Origin of the sequence: Sorangium sp. So ce448, assembly GCF_051520915.1 — a bacterium.
In the GTDB taxonomy this organism is placed as follows: domain Bacteria; phylum Myxococcota_A; class Polyangia; order Polyangiales; family Polyangiaceae; genus Sorangium; species Sorangium cellulosum_B.
On record NZ_CP150343.1, the window covers coordinates 676,999 to 691,516 of the forward strand.

The window sequence follows — 14,518 nt, forward strand, 5'->3', positions numbered from 1 at the left end:
TTCGTTCATTCGGAAGACAGTCCGAATCTTTTGCGGCACCTGCGGAGTGTCTCTTGTGCATTGCGTGTCAAGTCGTCCTTTGTCCTTAATGCGCGGTTTTGCTGTGACTGCGAGATGATGAATTTGTCTTCTTGTGTCAGCTCGTCTTCGCCCAAGTGCGCTGGAAAGTCATCGAAGCTTGTGCATTTTTCGAGGCTGTTGACGAGAAACTCTCCAACCCTCGCCTCGTCCACGCACGGTGCGCTGTATGCCAGGACGAACAGCAGGTTGCTGTGATCTCTGATTCTGCCGCAAACGTAGGCATTGGCCAAGGTCTCTCGTGCTATGCATTCTTCCACCTCTTTTTGCAGTGCCTCGACCTTGGCGGCGGCTTTCTCCACCCCGGCGTCGTCCGTTTCTCCCGGAGGAGACGTCGCCGGGGCTGGCGGGATGGCTGTGGCTTTCGCGCGCGCGTTCACTGCGCGTCGGCACGCAGCGAGCTCCCGCTCCACTTCCGCATCAGGGATGGACGCCGCGCTCTTTCCCATGGCCGGAGGTCTTCGCTCCCGCGTCGCCCAGCCGACCAGCACGCCACCACCAAAGACGAGGCCGAGCACGGCCACCGCGATGAGGAGATGAACCATGAGGCCGGCGCTCTCGGGGCGTTTGCTCATGTGTCAACCTCCTACGGCTTCGGTGCCTGCTTCATCATCGGTGGGAGTTTCGGGGGCGTCTCCGTGCACGTCCAGACGAACTCCTTCAGGCTGCGGAGCAGCTCTTCTTCCGTGAGCGTCTCACGCACCCGGATCGCTTCCGCGACCAGGCTCGACTCTTCCTTCGTGAGGTCGCCCGAGCGAAAATCCGCGGGAATGTCCGAGAGCGCCGCGCAGCTGTCGAAGTTCTGCTCGATGAGATCGGCAGCCCTGGACTTCGGCCCGCAGTTCAACCCATCCTTCGGCAAAGCCATCAGCGCGCTGAACTGACGAGCCGCGGCGCTGCAAACCTCGGCGTTGACCAGGATTTCGCTCTTCCTGCACCGCTTCAGCTCCACCTCGAGCTCATCGACGGTGGCTGCTCTTTCGGGAGCGTCTTGTCGCCCATCCCCCGGAGGAGCCTCGGCTGCCGGAGCCGTCGCTCGCGGCTCCGGCCGAGCTGCCAGCTGTTCTCGACATGCAGCCAGCTCTCCACGCTCAATCCGAATCCACGGATCCGAAGCCGGCTCCGCGCTCTTCTCCTTCGACGGCGACCTTCGGTCCAGGAGCGATCTGCCGACGAGCACGCCAGAGCCAAAGGCAGGGACGAGCAAGACCATCGCTGCCAGAACACGAACGGCGTGCCCGGTCTTCGTGGCGTTCTCCGTCATGAGTCGCGTCACCTCCGCCCGCGACGCCGCGCTAAGATCTTCTCCGCCGCCGTGAGCGGTCGTCCCTCCGGCGCCGCGCCGCCCGCGCCCGTTGCGTGTCCGCCCCTCGGGGACGCGGGTTGAGGCCCCACAGCCGACCCAGGTTGAGGCCCCGCCGCCGACCCAGGTCGAGGCCACGAACCAGGTTGAGGCCACGACGTCGCCGACCCAGGTTGAGGTCCCGGCGTCCCCGCCGGCGGCGCTGTCCTCTCTGGCATCGTCCCCGCCTGCGCGCCCTCGCCGCGCTCACCGGCGCGCGGCGCCGGGCTTGCCTCCGCGCCCTCGCGCCGCTCGCGCCCCCGCTCCCTGGCCGACAGCAGCGCCCCCACGGTCGCACCCGCGGCGGCCGGCTCCGCGGTGGCTCCCCACCGCGCCGCGCGGAGCCGCTCTCCCGCCCGCGCGAGCCACGCCGCCGCAGCTTCCGGCAGCGCGAGCCGCCGCGCCGCCACCGCGAGCAGCAGCGCGAGCGCGGCGAAGAACACCAGGCTCGGCGTCGCGTCCCGGTACGCGAACCGCTTCGAGGCCCGATCCTCGAAGATGCCCGCGAGCGTGTCGCGCCGCTTGCCCCCTGTGAACTCCGCGATCCGCCCCAGCAGCGACAGATCGCTGCCCGTCGGGCGCAGCTCCTCGCCGGCGGTCATCGCCGCCCCCGTCGTCCCGACCGCCTCCCCCGTGAGCTCGTCCCGGGCCACCGCCACGTACGTCCCCGGTCGCGACAGCGGGAGCTTCGCCGTGTACGCGCCCGCGCCCGTCGCCTCGAGCGGGAGCTCGCGCGAGAAGCCGTCGGGCCCCGCGACGTGCACGACAAGCCGGCGAAACGACTGCGCCCGCCCGTCGTCGCCGATCACGCTCGCCCGCACCGACAGCTCGCCGCCCGACGCGTCCGCCTCCAGGCGCACGCGCGGATCCTCCTCCTTGCGCGTCACGTCGCGCGCGGCCTGCGCGATCATCCGCGCGGCGCCGGGCCAGCGCGTCCACGCGGCGCCCCAGCGGCCCTTGAGATCGCTCGTGAACGCGGCGGCCCGGCCGAGCCCCGCCGACCACACGGCGAGCACCGGATCGCCCTCCGGACCGGACAGCAGCACCGTGGACCGGCTCTTCGGGACCGTCACCACGTAGCCCCCGAGCGAGGGCGCCTCGCCGAACGGCACGCCGGCGGTGATCGACGACGGCGCGCCCAGCGCGACGTGGAAAGGCTCCTCCACGATGGCGCTCTTCGCCGCCATGATGGTCTCCTGCGTGAACACCGCGGGCAGCCGCGTGGCGTCCTCGACGAGGTAGAAGCGGCCGCCCCCGAGGCGCGACAGCGCCTCGAGCTCCGGCACGTCGCTGCCCTGGCCCAGCGCCACGACGCTCGTCGTCGTCCCGCGGCGCATCGCCGCCTCCACCATCGCGCGACACGGCCCCATGTTCTCCGCGTCCGACCCGTCGGCGAAGAGCAGCACGTGCTTCAGGCTCGAGGTGTCCCGGTCGAGCGCCTGGTAGGCCGCCTCGAGGGTGATGTCGACGTAGATGCCGCCGCCGCCCGGGCCCACCGCGCGGATCGCCTTCTCGATCGCGGCGCCGTCCGCGACCGGCCCGAGCGGCACGCTCCACCGCACCGCCGTGTCGACGTGCGCGACGCCGAGCCGATCTCCCGGGCCGAGCAGCGAGGCCGACCGGGCCGCGGCCTCGTTGGCGAGCTCGAGCTTCGTGTGGGCGCCGGCGGTCGCCGCCATCGACCCGGAGATGTCGATGCCGATCACCTCGGCCAGGCTCGCCCGCCGCCGCTCCTGCTTCAGGTCGAACGCGACGGGCGAGATCTCCTCGAGCGGCGTCCGCGCGTAGCCGCCCGGCCCCATGCTCCGATCGCCGCCCATCAGGATGAGCCCGCCGCCGAGATCGCGGACGTAGCTCGCGAGCGCGTCGATCTGGCCCGGCGAGAGATCCGACGCGCGGATGTCGCTGAGCACCACGACGTCGTAGCCGGCGAGCTCGCCGAGATCGGCGGGGACGCGGCTCAGGCCGCCCTCGTCCACGCGGAACGCGCCGTCCGCGAGCGCCCGCGCGATGAACGCGCCCTGCCCGGCGTCGCCCTCCAGCACGAGGGCCGCCGCGGCCCCGCGGACGCGCAGGAACGCGCTCGCCGCGTTGTCCTCGGCGGCCTCGTCGAGCCTCGGATCCTTCGCGGTGATCTCGACGTCGTAGCGGTGCAGCCCGGGCCCCGGCGCCTTCTCCCGGATGCGCAGCACGTCTTCCCCCGCGGCGATCGAGGCCTCGGTGCGGGCGATGAGCTCGCCGTCGCGGCGGAGGCGGATCTCGATCTCGGCCGGCGACGGCGACGAGGTGACGAGCCGCAGATCGAGCGCCTCACCCTCGTCGGCCCGCGCGGGCGCGCGGAGGGCGACCACGCGGACGTCGGGGACGAGCCGCTGCTCGAGCGGGATCACGTCGACAGGGAGGCCGGCGGCGACGGCGGCGGCAGCCGCGGCCATCGTGTCGCCGCGGGTCGCGACGCCGTCGCTGAGCAGCACGACGCGCGCCGCGGAGTCCGGCGGCACCTCGGCGAGCGCGCGCCGGAGGCCGGCGGCGAGGTCCGTCCCGTCGCGACCGAGCGCGACCCGCTGCGGGGCCGCGAGCTGCGAGCGCGGGCGCGGCGGATCCTCGGTCGCCGCGCCCGCGGCGAACGCGATGGTGGCGATCCGATCGTCCTCGCGCATGCCGAGCTCGGCGACGGAGAGCTCCTGCGCGACGCGCCGGTCGGCGCTCGGCACGAGGTCGATCGAGCGGCTGCGATCGATTGCGACAAGGACGGTGAGCCGGTCGAGTGGCCGGCCAAGCTCTGGCCCGGCCACGGCCATGGCCGCGGCGAACGCGGCGAAGGGGGCGAGGAAGTCGCCGAGCCGCGAGCGCCACGCCCCCTGCCGGCGGGCGTGCGCCGAGGCGAGCGCGAGCGCGAGGTACCGGAGCGCGATGAACGACGTGGCGCCCAGCACGAGCAGCGCGCCCCAGGGCCGCGTGAGCCGGAGATAGGCGTCCGGGAGCAGGCCGCACCAGACGAGGCCCACGTAGAGCGCCGGCAGCGCGCCTGCCACCATCCAGCCGAGCAGGATCGGGCGGCGGAGCGCGCCGCGCCGGAGGGCGAGGCGCAGCAGCGCCGCGAAGACGAGCGCGCCGGCGAGCGTGGCGGCGTAGGGGAGGGCGCGCAGCGCGGCCGCCGGGATCAGGGGGGCCTCCGTTCGGTCCGCATGCGGGGGAGCCGCAGTAAATCATCTTTGCGGGGGCCCGGGGATGCCGCTTCGGCGGGTGTGGCCGAGTGCCCCATAGGCGACGCCGTGAGGCGTCTCTGTCGGTGTCGAGCGGGTTTCATGGGGCGCTCCGGCGCATCGGAGCACCTTTCCATGTTTGTCAGGGATGGCACGCAGTCTGCTTGAGCGCGGGTCATGGGCGCGGCGAGGCCGCGCAGCCGGGGCAGGAGAGATCATGTCGCGCATCGAGACCACGGACACCTGGAACGGTATGGGCGGCAGCGCGTGGGATCTCGACGACAGCCTCGGCGAGCCCGCGGGCAGCGTGCACTACCAGGAGGGGGATCTCATCGCGGGCAAGTACCGCCTGGGCCGCAGGATCGGCGAGGGGGCGATGGGCACGGTCTGGATCGCGACGCACGTGGCGCTCGGGTCGGAGGTCGCGATCAAGCTGATGCGGCCGGAGCTCCGGTCGCCGGAGCTCGCGGAGTACTTCGTCCGTGAGGCGCGCGCCGCCGGCCGGCTGAATCACGCGGAGGTCGTGCGGGTCTTCGACCTCGGCGAGACCGCGGCGGGGGACCCCTACCTGGTGATGGAGCTCATCGAGGGCGAGTCGCTGAGGAGCGCGCTCTCGCGCGAGGCGGCGATGACGCCGGAGCGGGCGATCGCGCTGCTCCTCCCGGTCGCGGGCGCGATGCACGCGGTGCACGAGAAGGGGGTCGTCCACCGCGACCTCAAGCCGGACAACGTGATGCTTGTGCGCCGCGGCGGCGGCCGGCTCCAGCCGAAGATCGTCGATTTCGGCGTCGCGAAGATCGTCTCCGAGCGCGAGGCGAGCCAGGCGTCGGCGGCGTTCGAGGTCTTTGGAACCCCCGACTACATGCCGCCGGAGCAGGTGCTCGCCGTCCCTGACATCGATCGCCGCGCCGATATCTGGTCGCTCTGCGCGATGCTGTACGAGCTCCTGTCGGGCCGGCCCCCGTTCTCGTCAAGGAACGCGCTGGACGGCCTGCGGGCGGTGCTGCAGGACGCGGTGCCGTCGCTCGTCGACACGTGCGGCCTCGACGCGGATCTCTGGGCGATCGTGGAGCGCGGGCTGCGGAAGGAGCCGTCCTCGCGCTGGTCGAGCATGCGCGAGCTCGGCGAGGCGCTCGCCGCGTGGCTGAGGGCGCGGGGCGTCCTGGAGGACGCGCGCGGCGTGTCGCTCCAGGGGGAATGGCTTCCTCGCGAGGAGCCCTGTGTGCCTGCGGGCGATGGCGCGACGCCGCGCGCATCCTGGTGGGTGGAGGAGCGGAGCCGGCCGAGCCGCCGGTGGTCGTCGCGCCGCCGGGTGCACCGGGGCTACCGGGGCCGGCCTCACGGCGAGCAGACGGCCTGCCCTTGAGCGTGGGGACGAGCCGCTGAGCGGTCCGCGCTCAGCGGTGGGGTGAGCGAGCGCCGGACTGGCTGGAGCAGGGCCCGGCGGAATGCATGGCTTGACCTCGCGGCCCGCGTGTTGCTCTGCTCTGGCGGGTGAACGCTCGCGCTACACCGTCGCTGCGCATCGCGCGGCTCGTGATCGAAAATTTCCGGACGTTTCGGAGGCCCACGGAGATCGTCTTCACGTCCGACGGCGTGGCGGACGAGATGCCTGTGTTTCACGGGGCCAACGGGGCCGGCAAATCCAATGCGCTCGTGGCGATCGACCTGTTTTTTCGGGTCGCCTCGTACTGCTTGCGCGCGGTCGCTGGCGCTGGCGGGATGAGCCCGGACGCCGCGTGCAAGCTGCCGTGGGGGTTTCGTGACGAACACTTCGGCTTGTGGATGAACCACCGGAGCTGGCCTCCCGGTGTTCGCGATCCGCAGCGGGTGGAGGTTCACTTCGATGATGCGCGCCTCGGCGCGCTCCGCGTCATGTTGACCCCGTCGGGCAACGACGTCCTTCTCCGGCTGGAGAAGGCAACATCCGGCTCGGCGAGCCGCTGGGAGGTGCCGCGGGTCCTGAAGAACGCGGGCGGCGTTATACGGAAGGATGGCGCGGGAAACACTCTGCAAGATGACGAGATCTCGCCGCTGCTGAACGCCCTCGAGGCGCCGCTTGGCCCCGGGAGCAAACCGTTCTTCCTGCTAGACGCCCGCCGTCGAGATTTCCGGGCCATTGGCGAGGGGGTGCCGCGCGATGAGGGCGCCAGCACGCTGTCCGTCACCACGGCCGAACGCCTCCTCGCGCTGGCGACCTCCCTCGATCCGGAGGAGACGGAGCGCTGGCGTGTCTTCGTGGAGCTCATCCATCGATTCAAGACGCTGTCGGATCGAGAGATCTCCGTGCTCCGCGCCCCCGTGGCGAAGGCGGAGGTCACCGACCTGCGCTTCGAGGTCCGGGGCAAGCAGATCCTACGGCTCTCCGAGCTCAGCTCGGGCGAGCAGCAGGTGGTCGCTCTCGTCGCGGCCGTGCTGACGTCCCGCGCCGGCCTTGTTGCCATCGAGGAGCCGGAGATGAGCTTGCATCCCGAGAACCAGGAGCTCGTCCGCGACATCCTGCGCGAGCAGGTGCAACGCGGGATCGTCGACCAGATCTTCCTTGAGAGCCACGTCCAGGTCTTCGACGGCCCCGCGGTGCTCCGGTTCAGCCGCTCTCCCGAGGGGGAGACGCTCGTTACGCGGCAGCCTTCGCGCTCGGACCGCGAACTTCAAGATCGCGCGAGCAAGAGCGGCGCCAAGCAGCACTGGGTGACACCCGAGGGCTACACGCAGATCCCCGCGGAGATGCGCGGCGATCTCGGGCTGCAGAGCGGCGGATACCTGTGGTTCCTGCGTTCCCGACCGGAGGGCCGCTGGGAGGCATGGACCGCGTCAGAGCTCGACGAGCAGTTCGGTCTTGGCGATGAGTCCTCCAAGGATGCCTGACGTGCGGCTCTGGATTGACACTAACGCGGCGCGTAGCGTCATCGACATCGAAAAGCTCTGCCTTCTCGCTGGGAGCAAAAGGGTCGAGGTTGTAATCCATGCGCAGGTCTACCTTGAAAGGCGTCGCCAGATGCGTGTGAGCAAGGGCGCCAGATTCTCGGAGGTCCGCTTCGATGGCCTCCTCCGCCAGTTTGGCATCCAGATCATCGACATCCACCTTGATCATCCGACCGCCGCCCGATGGGCCGACAGCTTGTGTCAGCGGTATCCGACGGACCGCGATTGGGAGCTGGCGAAGAAGCGTACCCTCGGCGGCGAGCTGATCGCCGATTTCAAAGTCATCCCTGGAAAGATGCCGATGACCACGGACTGGCTCATCGCCCTCGCCGTCGAGGACGACCCCGCATCGCGCATCATCACCCACGACGAGGGCGAGGAATGGCAGCGGCTCCGCGAAGCCGAGCCGAGGCGCGCCTTCCGCTGGGACGAGGCGGTCATCTGGCTTCAGAGCCTGCCCGCGGACGAGCCGTCGCCCGGTTGAAGCGTATAGGGCGCCGCGGGGGGTGCGGCATCGATCCGTGGGAGGTCCGCTGGCGTTCGCTCGGCGGCGCCGAGCCTGCTCGGGCGCCTCAGCCCCGGAGGGCGCGGTGGTGTATGCTCGCGCAGGTCGCGCATGAACCTCGCTGAGAAGCTCGTCCGGTCCGCCACGCTCGCCGATCTCGACGAGCTGCCGCCCGGCTGGCGGGGCGAGATCATCGACGGCACGATGTACGCTTTTCCGCGTCCCGGCTTCGCTCACGCGAACATCGAGGACCTGATCACGGCCGACCTCAAGAACCCGTACCAGCGGGGCAGGTGCGGTCCGGGAGGGTGGTGGATCCTTTCCGAGCCGGGCATCCAGAGCGAGCGCGCGCCGGAGATATCGCCCGACGTCGCAGGCTGGCGCCGCGCGCGTATGCCCGCGCCGCTGCGGCCCGCGGAACCCATCTCCCTCGTTCCCGACTGGTGCTGCGAGATCCTCTCGCTGCGCACCGCGGGCTACGACAACCTCGTGAAGCGCCGCTTCTACGCCGAGATCGGCGTGCCTCACCTCTGGTACGTGGATCCCGTCCGGCGAACGTTGCTGGTCAGCCAGCTCGAGAACGGGCGGTGGGTCGAGCTGGAGCTGCACGGACGAGACGAGAAGGTGCGCGCGGCGCCGTTCGAGGATGTCGAGATCGACCTGGCCGAGTGGTGGGAAGGGCTAGAGCAGGACCTGGACGACGAGGCCTGAGCCGCAGGGGAGGTGCCCCCGCAGCGGCCGAAGCGGATCCTGCTCGATCACGCTCCGAGGACGGCGCCACCGCAGCAGGAAGCGGCGGCACTGGCGCGCCGGTGGTCGGAGGGAGCTCGCCAGGGTCAGGAGTGGCTGCTCTGCGGGAGGTCGTCCTCCAGGTCAGCCTCGAGCTCATACCCCTCCGCGTGCTTCTTTTCCCACCACCGATCCACGTCGGATCCGACGAACGAAGCAGGCAGCTCCTTCCGCTTGGCCAGAGTGACCATCCGGTCGATGGGCTCGCCGTTCGAGACCTTGCGCGCGAGATCGGGCGCGTTTGCGCGCATCAGGTAGGCACTGTACTCGTGCCGGAGGTCCTCATTTCTGGGATTCTGCTGATAAGCCCGAAACCATATCTCTCCTGCCGCATGCTCATACTCATGCTTGAACAGAAGGGCTGCATACTCGTGAAGAACGCGCCCGGGCCGGATACGTATCCTGAGGAGATCCGCTCGATGCGCCTCAATCGCGTGCCGATACAGCTCCAGGGCTTCGCGTTCATCGTTCACGTCGGGCGACGCGGCGTCGAATTTTGCCATCCTACAAAGCGCAACGGCCGCATCACGCGGACCCACCGCGTGGTAGTGAGCTTTTGTGACCTCCCGCGCCACTTCCCTGTCGCCGATCTGAGCGAGCGCCCGCATGAGCCACGAGTACCGAGACCTGCTCCCAGCCCGCCGCTTGAACTCGTTGACCGTACTTCGCAGCCGTTCTTCATCGACCCCGGCCAGTCTCCCCTGTGCCTTGCCGAGCATTAGCTCGTAATAAAGCGTACGCTCGGGCCAGGGATCCGGGCCGCTGGATCGCAATCGCTGAACGAGCTCGCCTGCCCTTGGATACAAGTCCGCAACCTGCAGGCGCACGATCAAGTCGAGGTAATATCGCGCTGTATCCATGTTCTCGGGGTCCAGGTCGAGTGCAAGTTCGCAGAGCTTGCTCGCGATGCTGTGAAATTCGATTAATGTTATCGTGTTTACGATGTCGATGAGTCTGTCGACATGCCGTTTGTCGAACCGTGCTCGATTCGATTGTACGAGGTCGTAAGCGCGCTGCGCGTTCTGCAGGGCCCGCTGTGGATCGCGATCAAACGTCTTGCCGATAGACAAATAGATGCCCTGGAACTGCCGCAACGGGTTCGGCGGCGCCACACCGTCATCCGCCGAGTCCTCCTCCTTGACAGGCGGCGCTGCAAATTCCAGTGCAAACGCTCGCGCGCCGCGTGTGGCCAACGTCTCGGTCCCCTCCGGTTCGAGCGACTTTGCCTCGTCCTCCCCGTCCGTGAGAGCCGACTCGGGGTCGACCTCCCGCAGGGGTCGTGGCTTCTCGAGGGATACCGGCTTCAGGTGGTCGATCCCGGGCAACCACGCATACGGCAACGGCGGCGCGATCGCCAGATACCGCACGAGCTTCACCGGCACATCGCCGAGCCCCATGTGCGGATACTCCTCGCAAACGTACTTCAGATCGTGCAGCACCTTCGTGTCAGGCGCATTCCTGTCCCGCGCGTCCCTCCCGATCCCTTCGAGCTCCGCCACGAGGTTCACCGCCTTCGGATCCCCCTTCGACGAAGCCTCCCCCACCGCCTTCGCGAGCACGTTCCAGTGGAAATCCGGCCACGTCGTCTCGATCATCTTCTCCTTGAAGATCGCCCGCTTCCCGAGCACGTCGCTCGGATGCACCGCCCTCGCCTCCAGCGCCCCATCGATCTTCGGCGCGAGCAGGTTCAGGTACCGCTTCACCGACCGCGGCGTCATCTCGTGCAGCCCCTCGAGCAGCAGATCGAACGCCTCCCTCGTGTCGTCCTGCGGCCAGAGCGGGTCCACCAGCTTCTTGACCCGCGGCGCCCTCTCCGCGAGGCCCTTCACGAACTCCTTCGCCCGCGCACCGTCGAGCGGCGGCACCCAGACCGCGTGCTGCAGGTACTTCTCCAGCTCGCGGTCCGTCTCCATCACCGACCTCCCGCCGCCTTGCGACCGCACCGCGCCGCGCAGGACTTCCTCGTCCACCGCCATCACGAAGAACAGGTTGTCGATGTCGCTGAGGTACTGGATCTCCTGCAAGAGCGAGAGCACGAAATCGGAGCCACAACGATCCAAATCGTCGAGCAGCACCACGAGCAGGCACTGGCCCTTCTCGCTCGAAGCGAGCTCCTGCCGGATGATGATCCCGCAGAGATCCGGGATGCTCGTGAGCACCGCCGAGATCCGGTCGAACATCGCCGCGTCCCACACCGTCTCGGCGGTCGCGTCCCCCGTGCTCTGCAGGCCCTCGGTCCGATCCCGATCGATGATCCGCGCGTAATCCTCGAGCCGCTGCGAGATCTTCCGCGCGTCGCCCGCCATCGCGATCGATTGCAGGATCCGCATCGCCAGGGTCGTCCGGGCGTCCCGCCGCGCGGCCTGGAGCGCGGGCGCCTGGTACTCGCAGAACACCGGGCGCTTGCCCGCCTCCACGGACCTCTCCCGCACGAAAGAGCGCAGCATCTTGAGCGCGCTGCTCTTGCCCGTCCCCCATTTCCCGTGCACCGCGAACGTCATCGACGGCGACGGGGGATCCTCCTTCGACCGGACGATCGTCTCTGCGATCCGCTCAAGCTCCCCCCGGATCGGCAGGCTCTTCCACAGGAGATCCCCGCCCGCGTCGACCGGACGATCGTCGAGAATCACGATGGCCATAATCCCATTCCCACGAGGAAGCGGCTGCCCCGATCGGCCGTCTCCAGGAGCTGCTCGCCCTCATTCGTTCCGCGAACAGCGCCTCCAGGCTGCCGCTCCACCCACCCGACCAGGATGGCGCACTCGAGAGCGCGCCCGAACGCGAGAGGCGATATCCGCGGCAAACGCCCTGCGAGCTCCTCGCGCGAGAGCCTCGCCCCGCCCCGGAGCTTCCGCAGCACGGCCAGGACATGCTCCCGCCTTGCCGCGCGCCTCGCCCCGTCCGGCTTCAGCGTGAGCGTCCCATCCCGCCGCCGCTCCACCCACCCGCGCTCGATCATCCGCGCGACGGCGTTCGTCACGATGGGCGAGGGGACCACGCCGCCCAGTCGATCCACGATGGCCGCCTCCTCCTCTGGTTTGTCGGGCATGAATGTGTGGAGCACCTGGAGGACCTCCGCCTCCGAGGCGCCGTCGCGCGACGCATCGCGGATCTCACGGCGGACGTCCTCCGCGCCCGGGAGCGCCGCACGGCGTTGCTCTTCGGCCTTCGCGAGCAGGTCGAGCCAGCCATCGCCGCCTTCCATCGCCGCCCGACGCACGAGCCCGTCGAGGGAATGGCCCAGGACGCTCCAGCCCATCGCGTCCGCGAGGTCCGCCGCGAGCGCGTCCTCGTCCCCGGCCCCGCGGAAGAGCTCCCGGACGCGGCTGGCGAGCGCGCGGCCGTCGTGGAGGCGCAGCAATCGCTCGACGGCCTCCACGGGCGCCGCATGGGCGGTCGACACGTCCTTCGACGTCTGGGTGATGATCCCGAGCACCTCGTCGTTGTGGTTGCGCACCGCCGAACCCGACATCCCCTCCCAGGTCGCCGCCGTGCCCTGACGAACGTGGAGCTGGAATGCATTGCTGTCGAGATCGGCGGAGGCCCGCTGGACCACGCCCCCGAGCCCCACGCCCCGCTCTCGTCGCAGGCCCGGCAGATCGGGGTATCCCTCGGCGAACCATGGATCCCCCGGCGACGGCGGGATCGGCGACGGGACGAGGAAACACGGCTCGCCGAGCCTCGAAGGCTCCGGCATGCGCAGGATCGCGACGTCCGCCCGCGGATCGTACAGGAGGGGCTCGAGCGACGCTGAGGAGACGCCTTCGAGGAGGTACTCGCAGCCAGGCCAGAGCGGATCCTCGTGTTTCCAGAGGCGCGCGCTCGTGCTCCCGACCACGTGAAATGCCGTCACGATGAGATCCGGGTACAGCGCCCAGGCCGTCCCGTGATCCCGCTGCCCCGACCTCGCGTCCGCCGCGACGATCCGCAGGCTCGGCCTCATATGTAGTCTCGCAGCCGCGCCTCGCGAACGCGCCCGTCCTCGCCGAGCGTGATGTCCGCGAACGTGAACACCTGGGTCCTCGCCTCGTCCTTGCAGAGCTTCTTCAGGAAATCGGCGAGCTCCGTGTCCTTGCCCTCGGCGAGCGCATCGTCCGGCACGCGCACGAGATCGGCCCACGTGCCCGTGTTGATGTACGTCCGCCCCGCCCCCACGTGAATCTCACGGGCGAGGTGCGTATGTCCCATGACGACGATCTCCACGTCGCCCGTGAGCATCCGCTTTGCCGCGCCGAGTAAGGCGTCCTTCGGATCATCCCAGTCTCGCTTGAACGTGCTGTCATTCGCGAGCATCCGCCGCATTATCGTGCGAATGCGCTGCAGCCGTACATTCGGGATGCGCCGACCTTGGCCAACGAGCTCCATGATGCTGTCGGTGACGGGCCAGTCGAGCGCGAGCGGGACCCAGTCCGCCATGCCGACCTGTGTCGGTGGGTTGCGCAGCAGTGGATATGCATCGCCAAACACTGCAGCGAGCTCCACGTCCTCGTCGTCGTCGTGCGCTCCGACGTTCGTCGTGGTGCCGGGGGGCCGGCCGTCGACGTTCCTCCGGGCGCGCCGCTGTGCGGCGAGCACGCGGCCAATCTGGGGCAGCACCGAGCGGATGACGGTAGGCTCGAGCACGGACAAGAGGAGCACGAGGAGCTCGCCCTCGGGCTTCAGGAGATCGATGAACGGGTAGTTCTTCTTCAGCGGATTGACGACGCGATGGACCAGGAGGCTTCCGGCAGAGATCTCGAGCTCGTCCTTCGGCTCCTCGCCCCGCGAGAGCGCTGACGCGATCGCGCGGAGGTGCGCGAGGTCGTTCTGGTTGGCGTCGTCGTAGCGGTTGCCGTGCTCGATGAGCGCGCCGCCGACCCGGTAGGCGCGGCCATCGAGGACGAAGAGGACGTCGTGGGGTGTGGCCCCGAGGCGCCGGAGGAGCGCCTCTTGCACCTGCGGCAAGGCGAGCTCCACATCGTGGTTGCCGAGCAAGATCGTCAGCCGGTGCCGCTGCGCCACGTGCGCTGCAAGCGCGTCGAACACGTCGCCGAACGAGCGGTCCTTCATCACCACGTCGAGCTTCGCGACGGCCTCGGCGGGACGCGGCGTCCACGGCGAAGCCGCGCCTCCGGGCACAGCCAGCGCGAGGTAATCGACGAAATCACCGGCGATGACGAGCTCCACGGCCTCGTCCGCGCCGGGCTCGGCGATGGAGCGGATGAACGCCGCGAGGCGGTGCGGGTGAGACATCATGCACGGCGGCTCGCCGCCGAGGTGCAGGTCCGAGATGACGAACAGGCGGCGTGTGCGAGGGCGGCGCATGGTGACTCCGGAGCGCGCGACTGCGACGTGCAAGCGTTCGAGCGCGCTCTTCCGGGCACAGCCTACAGCTCCCATCCGCGCGATGGCAATCGATCCCTCCTTGCTGCTGCCGGATGCCGGGCCCCGCGTGGCCGTCCATCGGTCTGTGGGCGAGGACAGAGCTCGCCCGCATGCAGGCCGCCAGCGGCGGCGGCGCAGGTGTGCGCGAGACCATTGGCGACCTCCTGGTCTTCAGATTACCATCGCCACGATGGGCGACCGATAGGATCTCCGTCGATGCAGACGGGCTGCCCATGAGAGACGCGACATCGACGGGCGGGACCTCTGCTGGCCGACCGACGAGAGCCGCGTGCGCCGGTGGTGCGCTTC

Annotated in this window: 11 protein-coding genes; 4 read left to right on the forward strand and 7 right to left on the reverse strand. The window is 69.5% G+C overall.

All coding sequences use genetic code 11. The annotated features are described in order from the left end of the window. Window positions 1-5: 5 nt before the first annotated feature. From WMF45_RS02595 to WMF45_RS02610, 4 genes are all read right to left on the reverse strand, one after another. Window positions 6-653 (reverse strand): hypothetical protein, encoded by a 648-nt coding sequence (locus tag WMF45_RS02595; RefSeq protein ID WP_437715379.1) that lies wholly within the window; start codon window positions 651-653, stop codon window positions 6-8. Between the two features lie 11 nt (window positions 654-664). Next, window positions 665-1,030 carry a hypothetical protein gene (locus WMF45_RS02600; RefSeq protein ID WP_437715380.1) on the reverse strand — a complete coding sequence of 122 codons (366 nt, stop codon included), beginning with the start codon at window positions 1,028-1,030 and terminating at the stop codon, window positions 665-667. Further along, entirely contained in the window at window positions 1,021-1,167 is a 147-nt protein-coding gene (locus WMF45_RS02605) for a hypothetical protein (RefSeq protein WP_437715381.1), read from the reverse strand. Before WMF45_RS02605 ends, WMF45_RS02600 begins: the two co-directional genes overlap by 10 nt. A 183-nt stretch (window positions 1,168-1,350) precedes the next feature. Then, complete coding sequence (locus WMF45_RS02610; RefSeq protein WP_437715382.1) at window positions 1,351-4,458, reverse strand: VWA domain-containing protein; 3,108 nt, start codon at window positions 4,456-4,458, stop codon at window positions 1,351-1,353. Between the two features lie 385 nt (window positions 4,459-4,843). Here WMF45_RS02610 and WMF45_RS02615 point away from each other — a divergent pair, with 385 nt between their 5' ends. From WMF45_RS02615 to WMF45_RS02630, 4 genes are all read left to right on the forward strand, one after another. Then, window positions 4,844-5,992, forward strand: coding sequence for a serine/threonine-protein kinase (locus WMF45_RS02615; RefSeq protein ID WP_437715383.1), 1,149 nt, complete (start codon window positions 4,844-4,846; stop codon window positions 5,990-5,992). 128 nt (window positions 5,993-6,120) lie between these two features. Next, on the forward strand, window positions 6,121-7,494 hold the full coding sequence (locus WMF45_RS02620; protein ID WP_437715384.1) for an AAA family ATPase: 1,374 nt from the start codon (window positions 6,121-6,123) through the stop codon (window positions 7,492-7,494). Window position 7,495: 1 nt separating this feature from the next. Continuing rightward, window positions 7,496-8,035, forward strand: coding sequence for a hypothetical protein (locus tag WMF45_RS02625; RefSeq protein WP_437715385.1), 540 nt, complete (start codon window positions 7,496-7,498; stop codon window positions 8,033-8,035). Window positions 8,036-8,167: 132 nt separating this feature from the next. Then, complete coding sequence (locus tag WMF45_RS02630; RefSeq protein ID WP_437715386.1) at window positions 8,168-8,767, forward strand: Uma2 family endonuclease; 600 nt, start codon at window positions 8,168-8,170, stop codon at window positions 8,765-8,767. A gap of 125 nt (window positions 8,768-8,892) precedes the next feature. Here the strand turns inward: WMF45_RS02630 and WMF45_RS02635 are convergent, their stop codons facing one another. The 3 genes from WMF45_RS02635 to WMF45_RS02645 are packed head-to-tail and all read right to left on the reverse strand — an operon-like array spanning window position 8,893 to window position 14,149. Further along, a complete protein-coding gene (locus WMF45_RS02635; RefSeq protein ID WP_437715387.1) occupies window positions 8,893-11,484 on the reverse strand; it encodes a P-loop NTPase fold protein in 2,592 nt (863 codons plus the stop codon). Next, window positions 11,472-12,788, reverse strand: a complete 1,317-nt coding sequence (locus WMF45_RS02640) for a trypsin-like peptidase domain-containing protein (RefSeq protein WP_437715388.1) — start codon at window positions 12,786-12,788, stop codon at window positions 11,472-11,474. Before WMF45_RS02640 ends, WMF45_RS02635 begins: the two co-directional genes overlap by 13 nt. Beyond that, window positions 12,785-14,149 carry a metallophosphoesterase gene (locus tag WMF45_RS02645; protein WP_437715389.1) on the reverse strand — a complete coding sequence of 455 codons (1,365 nt, stop codon included), beginning with the start codon at window positions 14,147-14,149 and terminating at the stop codon, window positions 12,785-12,787. Before WMF45_RS02645 ends, WMF45_RS02640 begins: the two co-directional genes overlap by 4 nt. Between the last annotated feature and the right edge of the window lie 369 nt (window positions 14,150-14,518).

What these genes read in the sequence shown, in the direction of transcription:
- WMF45_RS02595 (WP_437715379.1), bottom strand. Translation starts at nt 653, where the DNA reads ATGAGCAAACGCCCCGAGAGCGCCGGCCTCATGGTTCATCTCCTCATC.
- WMF45_RS02610 (WP_437715382.1), bottom strand. Translation starts at nt 4,458, where the DNA reads ATGGTGGCAGGCGCGCTGCCGGCGCTCTACGTGGGCCTCGTCTGGTGC.
- WMF45_RS02615 (WP_437715383.1), top strand. Translation starts at nt 4,844, where the DNA reads ATGTCGCGCATCGAGACCACGGACACCTGGAACGGTATGGGCGGCAGC.
- WMF45_RS02630 (WP_437715386.1), top strand. Translation starts at nt 8,168, where the DNA reads ATGAACCTCGCTGAGAAGCTCGTCCGGTCCGCCACGCTCGCCGATCTC.
- WMF45_RS02635 (WP_437715387.1), bottom strand. Translation starts at nt 11,484, where the DNA reads ATGGCCATCGTGATTCTCGACGATCGTCCGGTCGACGCGGGCGGGGAT.
- WMF45_RS02640 (WP_437715388.1), bottom strand. Translation starts at nt 12,788, where the DNA reads ATGAGGCCGAGCCTGCGGATCGTCGCGGCGGACGCGAGGTCGGGGCAG.
- WMF45_RS02645 (WP_437715389.1), bottom strand. Translation starts at nt 14,149, where the DNA reads ATGCGCCGCCCTCGCACACGCCGCCTGTTCGTCATCTCGGACCTGCAC.